13 protein-coding genes and 1 pseudogene are annotated in these 13,899 nt (G+C 67.8%); 8 read left to right on the top strand and 6 right to left on the bottom strand.

From position 1 onward, the window contains the following. Positions 1 to 137 precede the first annotated feature (137 nt). Positions 138 to 2,441: a beta-glucosidase BglX gene (bglX, locus tag ACP69S_RS15180; RefSeq protein ID WP_425998593.1), complete on the top strand. Its 2,304-nt coding sequence runs from the start codon at positions 138 to 140 to the stop codon at positions 2,439 to 2,441. Between the two features lie 14 nt (positions 2,442 to 2,455). Next, positions 2,456 to 3,781, top strand: coding sequence for a GntP family permease (locus ACP69S_RS15185; protein WP_425998594.1), 1,326 nt, complete (start codon positions 2,456 to 2,458; stop codon positions 3,779 to 3,781). Positions 3,782 to 3,921: 140 nt separating this feature from the next. Here ACP69S_RS15185 and ACP69S_RS15190 read toward each other — a convergent pair whose 3' ends face one another. From ACP69S_RS15190 to ACP69S_RS15215, 6 genes are all read right to left on the bottom strand, one after another. Then, positions 3,922 to 4,170 (bottom strand): hypothetical protein, encoded by a 249-nt coding sequence (locus tag ACP69S_RS15190; RefSeq protein WP_425998595.1) that lies wholly within the window; start codon positions 4,168 to 4,170, stop codon positions 3,922 to 3,924. Between the two features lie 221 nt (positions 4,171 to 4,391). Then, positions 4,392 to 5,771, bottom strand: a complete 1,380-nt coding sequence (locus tag ACP69S_RS15195) for an ATP-binding protein (RefSeq protein WP_425998596.1) — start codon at positions 5,769 to 5,771, stop codon at positions 4,392 to 4,394. A gap of 11 nt (positions 5,772 to 5,782) precedes the next feature. After that, positions 5,783 to 6,448 (bottom strand): response regulator transcription factor, encoded by a 666-nt coding sequence (locus ACP69S_RS15200; protein ID WP_425998597.1) that lies wholly within the window; start codon positions 6,446 to 6,448, stop codon positions 5,783 to 5,785. Then, positions 6,449 to 6,739 carry a PepSY domain-containing protein gene (locus ACP69S_RS15205; RefSeq protein ID WP_425998680.1) on the bottom strand — a complete coding sequence of 97 codons (291 nt, stop codon included), beginning with the start codon at positions 6,737 to 6,739 and terminating at the stop codon, positions 6,449 to 6,451. Positions 6,740 to 6,840: 101 nt separating this feature from the next. Further along, positions 6,841 to 7,062 (bottom strand): hypothetical protein, encoded by a 222-nt coding sequence (locus ACP69S_RS15210; RefSeq protein WP_425998598.1) that lies wholly within the window; start codon positions 7,060 to 7,062, stop codon positions 6,841 to 6,843. A 314-nt stretch (positions 7,063 to 7,376) separates the two neighbouring features. Beyond that, positions 7,377 to 8,021, bottom strand: a complete 645-nt coding sequence (locus ACP69S_RS15215; RefSeq protein ID WP_425998599.1) for a TetR/AcrR family transcriptional regulator — start codon at positions 8,019 to 8,021, stop codon at positions 7,377 to 7,379. Positions 8,022 to 8,186: 165 nt separating this feature from the next. Here ACP69S_RS15215 and ACP69S_RS15220 point away from each other — a divergent pair, with 165 nt between their 5' ends. From ACP69S_RS15220 to ACP69S_RS15245, 6 genes and pseudogenes are all read left to right on the top strand, one after another. Then, positions 8,187 to 8,369: a hypothetical protein gene (locus ACP69S_RS15220; protein WP_425998600.1), complete on the top strand. Its 183-nt coding sequence runs from the start codon at positions 8,187 to 8,189 to the stop codon at positions 8,367 to 8,369. Between the two features lie 64 nt (positions 8,370 to 8,433). Further along, positions 8,434 to 8,775, top strand: coding sequence for a biotin/lipoyl-binding protein (locus ACP69S_RS15225; RefSeq protein WP_425998602.1), 342 nt, complete (start codon positions 8,434 to 8,436; stop codon positions 8,773 to 8,775). A gap of 12 nt (positions 8,776 to 8,787) precedes the next feature. After that, positions 8,788 to 9,615 carry an efflux RND transporter periplasmic adaptor subunit gene (locus tag ACP69S_RS15230; RefSeq protein ID WP_425998682.1) on the top strand — a complete coding sequence of 276 codons (828 nt, stop codon included), beginning with the start codon at positions 8,788 to 8,790 and terminating at the stop codon, positions 9,613 to 9,615. Between the two features lie 136 nt (positions 9,616 to 9,751). Beyond that, positions 9,752 to 10,770, top strand: a pseudogene (locus tag ACP69S_RS15235) (efflux RND transporter permease subunit); the annotation flags it as partial. 27 nt (positions 10,771 to 10,797) lie between these two features. Next, a complete protein-coding gene (locus ACP69S_RS15240; RefSeq protein WP_425998684.1) occupies positions 10,798 to 12,027 on the top strand; it encodes an efflux transporter outer membrane subunit in 1,230 nt (409 codons plus the stop codon). A gap of 155 nt (positions 12,028 to 12,182) precedes the next feature. Continuing rightward, the gene (locus ACP69S_RS15245) at positions 12,183 to 13,841 is read left to right on the top strand and encodes a M10 family metallopeptidase (RefSeq protein ID WP_425998604.1); all 1,659 of its coding nucleotides are present in this window, start codon (positions 12,183 to 12,185) and stop codon (positions 13,839 to 13,841) included. The last annotated feature ends 58 nt before the right edge of the window (positions 13,842 to 13,899 follow it).

Consider the following 13,899-nt stretch of genomic DNA (forward strand, 5'->3'; position numbering starts at 1 on the left):
GCCGGGTCATACCGGCCTTTTTACGACGACCGTTTGACAGCGTTGTCAGAATGACGAACTTCTGTAGTGTGCCGCCACGGCCTTGGCCGAATGGACGCAAAGAGCTCCGCCTACGGAGCCGCTACGGGAGACCAGGAATGTCGGCCACCGCTACAGGACCCCATCGCCGCGCCTTGCTGGCGGGCGTAACAGCCCTGGCCTTCGCCGGCGCCGCGCGCGCGGCGGTGGCTACGCCTGCGCGGCACGCGGTGCTGATCAGGACGCTGATCGGCCAGATGACCCTGGACGAGAAGATCGGCCAGCTGAACCAGGCCCCCGGCGGCCGTCAAAGGGCGCTGAACTCCCGAATCGACGCGGCCCAGCTGGATCTGGTGCGCAAGGGCGGCATCGGCTCGTACCTGCACGTGGCCGGCGCGGACTTCCTGCGCGAGCTGCAGCGCGTGGCGGTCGAGGAAAGCCGGCTGAAGATCCCGCTGCTGTTCGGCATCGACGTGATCCACGGCTTCCGGACCATCTTCCCCGTGCCGCTGGGCATGGCTGCAACCTTCGACCCGGATATCGTCCGGGCCTGCTCACGCGTGGCGGCCATCGAGACCTCGGTCAGCGGCCTGCACTGGACCTTCACGCCGATGGTCGACATCGCCCGCGACCCGCGCTGGGGCCGGATCGTCGAAGGCGCGGGCGAAGATCCCTATCTGGGCTCGCGAATCGCCGAGGCGCAGATCACCGGCCTGCAGGGCGACAATCTGGCGGGCAAGGACGTCATCCTGGCCTGCGCCAAGCACTTCGGAGCGTATGGCGCGGCCAATGGCGGGCGCGACTATGACAGCGCCGACCTCTCCGAGCGCACATTGCAGGAGGTCTATCTGCCGCCCTTCCATGCGTCAGTGCGGGCGGGCGCGGGCAGCTTCATGACCGCTTTCAACGACATCGCCGGCGTCCCGACCACCGCCAACCAAGCCCTGGTGCGCGGCCAGTTGCGCGACCAGTGGGGCTATCAGGGCCTGGTGGTCAGCGACTGGAACGCCATCCTGGAACTGATCAATCACGGCATAGCCGAGACCCCGGCCCAGGCCGCCGCCCTGGCCCTGAAGGCCGGCGTCGACATGGACATGGCCGGCGGCGTCTATGCCGGCCACCTCAAGGAAGCGGTCAGCGCCGATCCGTCGCTCATGCCCTATCTCGACCAGGCGGTCGGTCGGGTGCTGGCGACCAAGGCGCGCCTCGGTCTGTTCGACGGTCCCTTCCGCTTCGGCGACTCGGCGCGAGAAAAGACAGAGCTAAACTCCCCCGCCCACCGCACCATCGCCGGCGAGGCGGCGCGCAAGGCCATCGTCCTGTTGAAGAACGAGGGCGGCCTGCTGCCGCTGTCGCCGGCCGGCAAGCGCATCGCGGTGATCGGCGCCCTGGCCGGTGACGCCTCCTCGGCCCTGGGCTCCTGGCGGGCGCGGGGCCAGGTCGGCGATGTGAAGACCTTGCTGGCCGCTCTGCGCGAGCAGTCCGGCGCGACCATCGATTACCAGCCCGGCGCTGCGCCACGCGGGGACGACGCCTCGGGCATCCCCGCCGCCGTGGCCGCCGCCAAGGCCTCCGACGTGGTGCTGCTGGTCATCGGCGAGGATTTCGACCACAGCGCCGAGGCCCGCAGTCGCTCGGACATCACCCTGCCTGGTGTGCAGTCACAGCTGGCGCAGGCCGTTCTGGCGACTGGAAAGCCGGTCGTCGTGGTGCTGATGAACGGACGCCCCCTCGCCCTGGCCGACATCCTGGGCAAGGCCGACGCGGCGCTGGAGACCTGGTTCCTGGGCGTCGAGAGCGGCCCGGCCATCGTCGACATACTGACTGGCAAGGTCTCGCCTGCCGGCCGCCTGCCCGCCGGCCTGCCGCGCAATGCCGGGACCAGCCCGAGCTTCTACGCTCACATGCCTTCGGGACGTCCGGCCGACCCCGACCTCGCCAAGGACAGCGCCCGCTACCACGACGTGGAGATCGGCCCGCTCTATCCGTTCGGCCACGGCCTCAGCTATGCCAGCTTCGCCTATGCGGACCTGGTCATCGACAAGCCCCGCATCGGACCTGACCAGGCTGTGGCCATCACCCTGTCAGTGACCAATACCAGCAAGGTCGCCGGCGACGAGGTGGTGCAGCTCTATATGCGCGACCCGGTCGCCTCGGTCGCCCGTCCGGTCAAGGAACTACGCGGCTTTGTCCGTGTGGCCTTGAAGCCCGGCGAGACCCGTCGCGTCACCTTCCATCTCCACGCCATGCAGACCGCCCTCTGGACGACGGCCGACCGCTGGCGGGTCGAGGCGGGGCGCATCGATGTGATGGTCGGCGCTTCGTCCGACGACATCCGGCTACGGGGTAGCTTCACCATCACGGGCGCGGCCACCACGATGGAGCCCGCCGCCTCGCTGCTGACCCGCGTGACGGTGTCCTGATGGACGGACCGGGGATGTCGCTGCTGATCGTCGTCGCCTCGGTGGCGACGGCGGTTTTGCTCGTGCTGAAGGCGCGGTTCCCTGCCTTTCTGGCCCTGCTGATCGTGGCACTCGGCGCGGGTTTGGCGTTCGGCGGCAATCCCGACGACGTGATCGACTCGGTCCGCAAGGGCCTGGGCGATGCCCTCGGCTTCGTCGCCGTCGTCGTAGGCCTCGGCGCGATGTTCGGGGCTCTGCTTGAGGCCGGCGGCGGGGTCGAGGCCATAGCCAACAAGCTGCTGGCCCGCTTTGGCGAAAAGCGCGCGCCCTGGGCTCTGACCGTTATCGGCGTGGTGGTAGGCGTCCCGCTGTTCTTCGATGTCGCCCTGATCATCCTGGCGCCGCTGCTGTGCGCACTGACGCTGAGGTCCAAACGCCCCATCGTCTGGTTCGCCTTGCCCACCCTTGCCGGCCTGGCGGTCATGCACGCCCTGCTGCCGCCCCATCCCGGCCCGGTTGCCGCCGCCGAACTGCTCAAGGCCGACTATGGCCAGATCGCCCTGTGGGGTTTCGTTTGCGGCCTGCCCGCTGTGCTGGTCGCCGGGCCGTTCTACGCCTGGATCGCCTATCGCAAACAGGGTCAGGAGGGATACGTCCTGCCGGCCAGCATGGACGCCGACATGCCTCGGCAGGCCAGTATCGGCTTTGGCGTCGCCCTGACCGCCATGCTGGCGCCGCTGGCCCTGATCATGGTCGGCGCCCTGGCGCGCGGCTGGCCCGAAGGCAGGCTGCGCGACCTGGTGGTGTTCTTCGGCCATCCGTTCACAGCACTGATCCTGGCGTGCGTGGGAGTCTGGCTGCTGCTGGGTTTGCGCTACAAGACGCCTCGCGCCACCTTGCTGAAGATCACCGGCCGCGCCCTCGAGCCCGCCGGCGCGATCAGCCTGGTCGTCGGCGCCGGGGCGGCCTTCAAGCAGGTGCTGATCGATTCCGGGGCCGGCGCTCACATCACCGCCGTGATCACCGCCGCCCAGGTGACGCCGCTGATCTTCGCCTTCCTGGTCGCCGCCATCGTTCGCATCGCCCAGGGCTCGGCCACGGTGGCCATGGTGACCGCGGCGGGCCTCGCCGCGCCGATGGTCGCCGCCGCCGGACTGCCGCCAGCCCAAGTGGCCCTGGTGCTGGTCGGGATCGGCGCGGGAGCGACCATCGTCTCACACGTCAACGACACAGGTTTCTGGCTGGTCAGCCAGTATCTGGGCCTGACCGAATCACAAACCTTCAAGGCCTGGACCATCGGATCGACCCTGGCTGGCCTGACGACCCTGGTCATGGCGGTGATCGCTTCGACCTTGCTATGAGAGGTTGAGCGACGATCCAGCCAGGCCGGGCGGGGCTTTAGCGGCTGGCCTTGACCGTGATGGGCAGCAAATGGCTCGAACCGGACTGTAAACCATTGTAAAATCCTTGCCTGGCCTAGCGCGAGGCAAGGGCGAACAAGCTATTCCCCAAGGGCGACTGCTTGGCCAAGCGCCCGCTTCGCCACGCCGCCGATTGCGATCTGGCTGCTGGTGGCGACCCTGACCAGCCTGGCCCTGGCTGGCCTGACATAGGCCACGACGAGGTCGCGATGCGCCGCGCCGCCCAGATCGAGCAGCGCGCCGGTGATTTCCTGGACCAGCGGATTGAGGATGGCCACGTTGGCGGCCCTGCCCTCATCGATCCGCGCGCCCGTGCTCGCTTGCTTCATGCCCTGTCCCTACCCCGCGTTATGCAACCCTTAAAGAGCGTGAACAGCGGTGCTGCCAGAGGTGGAGCGTGCGTTTTTACAATGCGTTACAAAGATCGCGTCACAGCTGAAAAGCAAAAGGGGCAGCCGCGTGAGAAGATCTCTCGGCCTCGTCCGGCTTGATCTCGCTGTTGGCGTGACCTCGGCGAGGTTTGCTCGATCCCCGGCGCGCGATCAGGCGATCACGACTGGCCCATGGCTTTCGGAGCCGAGCGAGCGCCGGCGGGCCAGACCAACTCGGCTCGCAAGCCGCCAAGCACCGAGCGATCCATGCGCAGGATGCCGCCTGAGGCCTCGGCCAGGTCACGGGCGATAGCCAGACCAAGGCCATGTCCGGGTCCGGCCTCGTCCAGCCTGCCGCCCCGCGCCAGCGCGGCCCCGGCGCGGCCGTCGTCTATCCCGGGACCGTCGTCCTCGACGCCCAGCGCCACGCCGTGGGCCGTCGCCGCCCCGCTGACGCGCACCTGACGGCGTCCGAAGCGGGCGGCGTTTTCGATCAGGGCGCCCATCATTTCGGTGAGCATGTCCTCGGAGGCTGGAACACGCAGGTCGGCGTCGATCTCGATGTCGAACATCAGCCGCTCGCCCTCGGCGGTGCGCTCAAGCACGTCGACCAGACGCTCGACCACGTCCAGGGGCGAGGACTGCGCGGTGAAGGACGTCTCGCGAGCGGCGGCGGCGCGCGCGCGGGCAAGCTCGGCTTCCAGCGCCGCCCCGACGGCGGCGATGGCGCTGTCGAGACCATCTGCCGCTTCGGCCGCGCCGGCTTCTCGCGCCCGTCGGCTCTGGGCCGACAGCGCAGAGAGCGGGGTCTTGAGGCTGTGGGCCAGGTCGCCAGCCCGGCGGCGCGCCCTCGCCAGGTCGGCTTCGCGCGCCTCGGCCAGGGCGTTGATCGCCTCGACCAGGGGTGCGATTTCGCGTGGATGACCGCCCGACATCCGGGCCGAGGGACTGCGACGCAGGCGGGCCAGATCATCCTTCATCCATGCAAGCGGGGCCAGGCCAAGGCTCACCTGAACAGCGGCCGCGGCCGACAGAACGACCCACAGGCCGGCAAGGAACAGCGCCAGATCACGACCGAACTCGCGCCGCGCCGAGCCCAGGGCTTTCTCGTCGCTGGCCACCTGGATCAGAACCGACGGGCCGTTGCGATCCGGTCGGATGCTGCGCTCGACCAGCAGGATGCGGTCGTCGAACGGGCCGGCGGCGATGCGCGTCGACCAGGCCTCGGACTGCGGGCGCGGCGGCGGCTTCAGGGTTTGATCCCACAGCGACATGGAGCGCTCCGCGCCTCGGGGCGCCGAGACTTGCCAGTAGAGACCGCCGGCGGCCTTCCTTGATCGAGCATCGCCCGGAGCCGTGTCGATCAGAGGCGCGCCATCTGGAGAGACACTCAGACTGGCGGCCAGCGTCTGGCCCAGCCGGGTCAGCTCTACGGTTTCGCGGCGCTCGATGTGCCGCTCGAACAGCCAGGTCATGGCCAGCCACGACACCGCCAACGCCGCCAGAATGGCCAGCATGCCGCCGGCCATCAGCCGCCAGCGGAGCGAGCCGCCCGTCACGCCCCCCCTCCTCATGCGGGCGCGCCGGCCAGGACGTAGCCGAAGCCACGTCGCGTCTCGATCACGTCGGCCCCGACCTTGCGGCGAAGGCGGGTGACGAGGGCCTCGATGGCGTTGGCGTCGCCACTCTCGGCCGCGCCATAGAGCTGCTCGGCCAGCTCGCCGGCCGACACCGCGCGGTCGGGATGGTGGGCCAGGCAGTCCAGCAGACGAAACTCCAGCGGCGACAGACGGATCGGCGAACCGTCCAGGGTGGCCGACATGCGGCGGGTGTCGAGGGCCAGTCGGCCGATCTCGATCAGCGGCGAGACACGGCCGGCGGCGCGGCGCACCAGGCCCCGCGTTCGCGCCAGCAGTTCGCCCATCTCGAAAGGCTTGGCCAGATAGTCGTCAGCGCCGGCTTCGATGCCCTCGACCTTCTCGATCCAGTCGCCGCGCGCCGACAGGATCAGCACCGGGAAGGCCAGACCCTCGGCCCGCCAGCGGCGCAGCACCGACAGGCCATCCAGGCGCGGCAGGCCGAGATCCAACACCACCACCGCATAGTCCTCGACGCTGCCCTTGAACGAGGCCTCCTCGCCGTCCCGGGCCAGATCCACCACGAAACCGCTCGCGCTTAGCGCCCGCGCCAGGTCGGGGCCGACGACCGGATCATCCTCGACGACCAGCGCGCGCAATCAGTCTTCCTCAAGCTTTAGGGTCGCGCCGGTCTTGGCGTCCAGCTCCAGTTCCAGGACCCGGCCGCTCCTGGCCAGGATCTTCAGATCGTATTTCAGCCGCCCGTGATCCTCTTCCAGCTCGACCTCGATCACCTCTCCGGGCGCGCGCTGCTCGGCGATGGCAAGTATCCTGGTCAGTGGCAGGACTTCGCCACGCGCCAGGGCGGCGCGGGCGGCGTCGTGGTCGCGCTTCTTGTCGCCCGCCTGGACCGGGCCAGCGGCGAGCGCCAGGACGAGCGGCAGCGCCATGAAGGCGAGACGAGATCTGATCAGGGTCTGGGTCATGGGCCTACGATTCCACGGCCATCCTGACACGCCGCTGACGCACCGCAACGCCTGGCATCAGGCGGTCAGGCGGCGATCCTGCTGGCGCCGCCCATGGCGCGCCAGCGCTCGCGCTTGACCAGGGCGCGCTCCAGGGTGATGCGCTTGACCGGCAGTCCCTTGCGCATCTTGACCCAGGTGGTTTCGCTGATGCCCAGCACGTCGAACAGATAGCGGTCGGTAATGGCCGGCAGGCTGGCGCGGAGGTCGGCGAACTCCTCGCAGGTAACGGTCACAAGATCGGGCATTGGCGAGGCGTCCTTTGGCGCGCGCGGGAGCACGATCCGGCCGGCTGGCGGATCGTCAGGGTGTTTCAGCAACGACGAGAGCGCCTGGAAGGCTCGACGGGCGCTGGAACCGGCGCCGTCCCCGCCGGCTGACTACCATCCCATTGTGACAACCGGTTTGCCGAATGTGTCAGAGCCGACATCCCCTTTCGCCAGGGATCAAAGCTGGGGGCGAGACCCAGATCGCCGATCCCGTTTTCGGGGGCGCATGGTTTCGTCAACCGGAGATCAGGGTGGCGAAGCTGTTGGCCAGATGTAGTGGCCAGATGTAGTGGTCAAATTGGATTGGCCCGCTCGCCCAGCGCACAGCGGATCAGCGCCCTGCCCGCCCGCGCCACCACGCGCACCGGACCTTCGGCGCCCAGCGTAACCCGCGCCGTGTAGGAGCCCTCCATCAGCAGCATCAGGCCATCGGCCAGGTCGTCGTCAGGCGCGCCGGCGCGCTTGCACAGGTCAACCAGCCGCGTGTGCAGGGTCTGCTTGTAGGCCATCGAGACCTTCTGGGCCGGGTGATCCACCTCATGCAGCTCGATGGCGGCGTTCGATAGCGGACAGCCATGGACGTCCTTGTCGCAGGCCTTGGTCTCGAAGGCGTCGAAGATCGCCTCCAGTTGGCCACGCGGATCGTCGCAGCAGCAGGCCGTCACCTGATCCCACCAGATCCAGTAGTCCTTCTCCTGCTCGCGCAGGATCTCGGCCACCAGTTCGTCCTTGGATGGGAAGTTTCGATAGAGCGTCATCTTGGTGGCGTCGGCTTCCGACGCGATGGTGTCGACACCCACCGCGCGAATGCCGTGCTGGTAGAACAGCTCTCTGGCGGTTTCAAAGATGCGGTCGCGGGCCGGGCGCTTCGACGCGGGCGCACAGACCGTGGCGTCCGCCTCGGCTGAATTGCCCCCATCAGAATTTCTCGCGGCCATTTTCAACTACCTTATCTTGACGTGAGAGCGACCGGTCAGTATCTCTCACTCAGGAGATGATACCGAACGGTCTCGTCGCATCCTACATCGTCCTCGCAGGGATGAAGGTCAAGTGGCCCGCTCTGCGACATCTCATCCCCATAACGCCCATTCGGAGCGCGAGCCATGTCTCAGGACACGAACGACCACGCTATCGCCCCGACGCGGGCAAAGGGCTGGCTGACCGCCGCCCGCCTTCACGCACGTCCAATTCGCAACTGGATCGGTCAAGCCTCGAATGGCGCGGCCAGCCAGGATTGGACCACGCCGAAGTCCAGCCGATCCAGCCGCCGCCCGGTCTGGGAATAGCTCCGGCCAGGCGCCTCCCCCTCTTCACGCCATTACGTCATCACGCCTTCTGGCAGGACATCCCATGCGTATCCAACCCATCCTCACCTCGCTGACCGCCCTGGCCGCCACCGCCGTGCTGGCCGCCTGCGGCGCCCAGGCCAGGCAGGAGCAGACCTCTCCGCCGCCGGTCCAGGTCACCATCACCGACGTCGCCTTCAAGTCGCTGCGCCAGTGGGACGACTTCACCGGCCGGCTTGAAGCCATCGACACCGTCGAGATCCGCCCCCGCGTCGGCGGCTATGTCGACGGCGCCCGCTTCCAGGAAGGCTCCCGGGTCCGCAAGGGCCAGGTGCTGTTCGAGATCGACCCCCGCCCCTTCCAGGCCGAGGCCAACCGCGCCAATGCCGAGGTCGCCCGCGCCTAGGCCCAGCTGGATCTGACCGTCGTCAATCGCGAGCGCGGCCGCCGGCTGATCGACCAAAACGCCCTGGCCCAGAGCGAATTCGACCGACTAGCCTCGGAGGAGAAGGCCGCTCAGGCCAATCTGGCCGGCGCCAGCGCCGCCTATCAGACCGCTCGCCTGAACCTCGAATTCACCCGCGTGGTCTCGCCCATCGACGGGCGCGTCTCCAAGGCCCTGATCACCCGGGGCAACCTGGTGACCCAGGCCGACCTGCTGACCACTGTCGTGTCCGACACACCCATCTACGCGGCCTTCAGCGCCGACGAGCAGACCTTCCTGAAATACGCTGCCGCCGAACGCGGCAAGGAGAGCCCGGTCTATATGGGCCTGATGACCGAGACCGGTTACCCGCACCAGGGCAAGCTCGCCTTCATCGACAACGCCCTGGACGCCAAGAGCGGCACCATCGGGGGCCGGGCGATCTTCGCCAATGGCGATGGCCAGTTCACGCCGGGTCTGTTCGCTCGCATCCGTCTGGTCAGCGACACCTCGACCACCGTCGCTCTCGCGCCTGACCGCGCGGTGGCGACGGACCTGGGCAAGCGCTTCGTCGTGGTGGTCGGCAAGGACAACAAGGCCGAGTACCGCACGGTCGAGATCGGTCCGTTGGCCGGCAATCTGCGCATCATCCGCACGGGCCTGAAGCCCGGCGACCGAGTGATCGTCGGCGGCCTGCAGAAGGTCAAGCCGGGCGATACGGTCAATCCGGTGCTCATCAAGACCAACCTGGACGCCAATCTGGGACAGCCGGAAGGCGGCGCCCAGCGCGTCGCCCAGGTCCAGACCACCCAGCAGTTCTGATCCGACAGTAGCCGCGCGCCGGCCAAGGCCGGATGCGCGGATTTCCAAGGCTTGAATCAAGGCGTCGACCCCAGCGGTCGGCATCGACGCCCCCTCTTCGCCTCCTCCCCCCTACCCGCCCGTAAAGGCGCCACCCATGAACTTCTCGAAATTCTTCGTGACCCGGCCGCGCTTCGCCGCCGTGCTCTCCATCGTCATCTTCATCGCGGGACTGGTGGCGCTGCCGCGCCTGCCGATCAGCGAATATCCTGAGGTGGCGCCGCCCACCGTCGTCGTGCGCGCCGCCTATCCCGGCGCCAACCCGTCGGTCATCGGCGAAACCGTGGCCGCGCCGCTCGAACAGGCCATCAACGGCGTCGAGGGGATGATCTACCAGTCCTCCGCCTCGGACTCGGACGGGGCCATGCAGCTGACCGTCACCTTCGCCCTCGGGACCGACCTCGATAAGGCCCAGGTACAGGTGCTGAACCGCGTCGCCCAGGCCCTGCCGAAACTGCCGCAAGAGGTGCAGCGCATCGGCGTGACCACCAACAAGGCCTCGCCGACCTGACCCTGGTCGTGCACATGACCTCGCCCAATAACCGCTACGACATGCTGTACCTCAGCAACTACGCGCAGCTGAACGTCCGCGACACGCTCAAGCGCATCGACGGCGTGGGCGACGTGCAGATCTTCGGCGCGGGCGCCTATTCCATGCGGGTGTGGCTGGATCCTGAAAAGGTCGCCGCCCTGGGCATGACCGCCGGCGACGTCGTGCGAGCCCTGCGCGAGCAGAACGTTCAGGTGGCCGCCGGCCAGCTGGGCGCGCCGCCCGCCAGCCTGGGTTCGGACTTTCAGCTGTCAATCAACGCTCCCGGCCGCCTGACGGACGAGGAGCAGTTCCGCGACGTGATTATCCGCGCCGGCAGCGATGGCCAAATCACCCGCCTGGGCGACGTGGCCCGGGTGGAGCTCGGCTCCAACAACTACGCCCTGCGCTCCTTGCTCGACAACAAGTCGGCCGTCGCCAACGCTTTGAAGATGGCCGCCAACGTCAAGAAGACGATGGAAGAGCTGAAGAAGGAATTCCCCGAGGGCGTCGACTACGAGATCATCTACGACACCACCGCCTTCGTGCAGGAGAGTATAGACTCGGTGGTTCACACCCTGATCGAGGAATGGTGGAAGGGGTTTGGCGATCCGGTGCTGGACGACCTGATCACCAAGGCGCTCGGCGACAATCTCGACATCAGGATCGCCGTCGCCCGCGTGGACGAGGCTCGCGCCCTGTTCAAGGACGCGCGCCTTGACCAGCTGCCCCGGGTCACCGCCACCGGGACCTACCAGACCAGCGATCAGCAGCAGCCGGGCTCCGGCGGCCAGCGGGTCGAGAGCGATACCTACCAGGCCGGCTTTGACGCCGGCTGGGAGATCGACCTGTTCGGCCGCGTCCGACGCGGCGTCGAGGCGGCCCGGGCGGAGCGCGGCGCGGCCCAGGCCGACCTGCGCAACGTCCAGGTGACTATCGCTGCGGAAGTCGCTCGAAATTATCTCGAACTACGCGGCGCCCAGGCTCGGCTGGCGGTGGCCGAGCGCAACCTCGGAACCCAGCGCGAGACGGTGCGCCTGACCCGCGTGCGGTTCGACGCCGGGGCGGGCAATCCCATCGACGTCGCCAGCGCCCAGGCTCGCCTCAACGCCACAGAGGCGGTGATCCCCGCCCTGATCACGGCCGAGAAACGCGCCAACCATCGCCTCTCGGTGCTGACCGGACAACGCCCCGGCGCGCTCGACGCCATGCTGGTCGCCCGCAAAACCGAGATCCGCCCCCGGGTGGCAGCCCTGCCGATCGGTGACGCCGGGGGCCTCCTGCGCCGCCGGCCCGACGTCCAGGCCGCCGAGCGCCGCCTGGCAGCCCAGACCGCCGAGGTGGGGGTGGCCACGGCCGACCTCTTCCCGCGCGTGCGGGTGACCGGCTTCGTTGGCTTCCTGTCGGGCTCGTTTTCCTCTTTCGGCAACAGCGCCAGCCAGGCCTGGTCGGTCGCCCCAAGCGTCAGCTGGCCGGCCCTCGACCTCGGCGGCGCCCATGCCCGCCTGAAGGCGGCCGAGGCGCGCGGCGACGCCTCCCTCGCGGCCTACGACCAGACCGTGCTGCGCGCTTTGGAAGACCTGGAGAACGCCCTGGTCTCCTATCGCCAGCAGCAGGCCCAGCTGAAGAGCCTGGCCGAGCAGTCCGCCGCCTCGCGCCGCGCCGCTGAACTGGCCCGTATCCAGTACCGCGAGGGCGGCATCGACTTTCTGGTCCTGCTGGACGCCGAGCGCACCCTGCTGGCGGCCGAGGACGCCCTCAGCGTTGCCGAAACCGGCGTGAACACCAATGTCGTGGCCATCTACAAGGCGCTGGGCGGCGGCTGGAGCCCGCCGGTCGCATAGGACGGCTCAAGGTGGTGGATGGTAACGACCCGTTCACCGCCGTGGGCGCTCACTGGCCGCGCGTCCATCCGCCGCAACGGTTGCAGATTGTAGCCGCCAGTCGGGCGGACTAGGTTCAGGCCCGGTCGGGGGACCCTCTGCGTGAGTTTTGCGCCATGGCGTTCGATGTCTTCTCCCACCCTGAAGTCCTGGCCCAGCCCAGGTCAGAAGATCCGCAGTTCTATCTGAACGGGGACGAGCGGACCGGCGCGACGGTCAACGGCAAGCCCAGCCTGTCGGTCGAAACCGCGGGGCTGACCCTGGTGGGCTTCGACCGCGGTTGGTCATCGGCCCTCGGCGAGCCCTACACCATCACCTACGGGTTTCGCTCCACCCAGCCGGACGCCATGCCCGACGACAGCGCCGGGTTCTCGCGGTTCAATCCCGCCCAGATTCAGCAGGCGGAACTGGCCCTGACCTCGTGGTCGGATGTCGCCAACATCACCTTCGTCCGCGTCGGTTCAGGCTCGAGCGACGAGGCAGCCTATTCGAACCAGGCCTCCATCCTGTTCAGCAACTATTCCAGCGGCGTGGAGGGGGCGAGCGCGTTCGCTTTCCTTCCGGGCAATCCGGCGATCTCGGCGCGTTCAGGCGATGTCTGGCTCAACGTGTCGCTCGGCTACAACGCCACGCCCACAGCCAACAACTACGGCGGGGCGGTCATTGTCCACGAACTGGGCCACGCTATCGGTCTAAGCCACCCCTCCAACTACGACGCGGTGGCGGGCCAGACCTTCACCTATGCGGCCAACGCTGAATATTACCAGGACTCTCGGCAGTACACGGTAATGAGCTATTTCAACGAGGGCAATACAGGCGCCAGCTATAGCGGTCGCTACGCCTCGGCGCCGCAGCTCGACGACATAGCGGCTGCGCAAGCGGAATACGGGGTCAACACCACGACCCGAACCGGCGACACCACATACGGCTTTGGTTCCAACGCCGGTCGATCCTGGTTCGAGGCTACCGCCTCCACCAAGGTGGTCTTCGCCGTCTGGGACGCTGGGGGAACCGACACCCTGGATTTCTCCGGCTACAGCAACGGCCAGAAGATCGACCTGCGTGAGGGTCATTTCTCGGACGTCGGCGGTCTGGTCGGCAACGTGGCCGTGGCCGCTGGCGCCAAGATAGAAGACGCGCGCGGCGGCTCAGGCGTTGACACCATCGACGGGAACGCCCTGGCCAACTGGCTGCGCGGCGAGGCCGGTGACGACACCATCAACGGTCTGGCGGGCGACGACCGGCTCGATGGCAATGATGGTAACGACACGATCACGGGCGGTGACGGGTTCGACCGGATCAATGGCAATATCGGCAACGACTTCGCCTATGGCGGCGAGGGCGTGGACTGGGTCGTTGGTGGCCAGAACAACGACCAGCTGTTTGGCGAGGCCGGCGATGACATCGTCTACGGCAACCTTGGAAATGACATCTGTTACGGCGGCATGGGCAGCGACATCGTGCGCGGCGGTCAGGGCGACGACGTGTTGTCGGGCGACGACGGCAATGACTGGCTGGCGGGCGACCGAGGCGCCGACAACATCACCGGCGGGCTCGGCGCAGATATCTTCTACAGCTTCGCCGGCTCCGGCTCCGATCTGGTCACCGACTTCAACCGCGCTCAGGGCGACCGAATCCAGCTGGACGCCGGCCAGGCGCGCAGCATCTATCAGAGCGGAGCCAACGCCATCATCGACCTGGGCGGTGGCGATCAGGTCATACTGGTTGGCGTCGACATCTCGGCCCTGACCGGCGACTGGCTGATCGGCGGCTAGAGCATTTTCCGATAAGTGTGAAACGGTTATCGGATCGAAAAATGCTCTAAACTTTTGA

The sequence above is a fragment of the Caulobacter sp. DWR1-3-2b1 genome (genome assembly GCF_049895765.1).
Classification (GTDB): domain Bacteria; phylum Pseudomonadota; class Alphaproteobacteria; order Caulobacterales; family Caulobacteraceae; genus Caulobacter.

Excerpts from the sequence above, each read along its gene's own strand:
- ACP69S_RS15205 (WP_425998680.1), bottom strand. The coding sequence starts at position 6,739 with ATGGCGCTGCCGCTCGTCCTGGCGCTCGCCGCTGGCCCGGTCCAGGCG.
- ACP69S_RS15215 (WP_425998599.1), bottom strand. The coding sequence starts at position 8,021 with ATGGCCGCGAGAAATTCTGATGGGGGCAATTCAGCCGAGGCGGACGCC.
- ACP69S_RS15185 (WP_425998594.1), top strand. The coding sequence starts at position 2,456 with ATGTCGCTGCTGATCGTCGTCGCCTCGGTGGCGACGGCGGTTTTGCTC.
- ACP69S_RS15190 (WP_425998595.1), bottom strand. The coding sequence starts at position 4,170 with ATGAAGCAAGCGAGCACGGGCGCGCGGATCGATGAGGGCAGGGCCGCC.
- ACP69S_RS15210 (WP_425998598.1), bottom strand. The coding sequence starts at position 7,062 with ATGCCCGATCTTGTGACCGTTACCTGCGAGGAGTTCGCCGACCTCCGC.
- ACP69S_RS15220 (WP_425998600.1), top strand. The coding sequence starts at position 8,187 with ATGTCTCAGGACACGAACGACCACGCTATCGCCCCGACGCGGGCAAAG.
- ACP69S_RS15225 (WP_425998602.1), top strand. The coding sequence starts at position 8,434 with ATGCGTATCCAACCCATCCTCACCTCGCTGACCGCCCTGGCCGCCACC.
- ACP69S_RS15245 (WP_425998604.1), top strand. The coding sequence starts at position 12,183 with ATGGCGTTCGATGTCTTCTCCCACCCTGAAGTCCTGGCCCAGCCCAGG.
- bglX (WP_425998593.1), top strand. The coding sequence starts at position 138 with ATGTCGGCCACCGCTACAGGACCCCATCGCCGCGCCTTGCTGGCGGGC.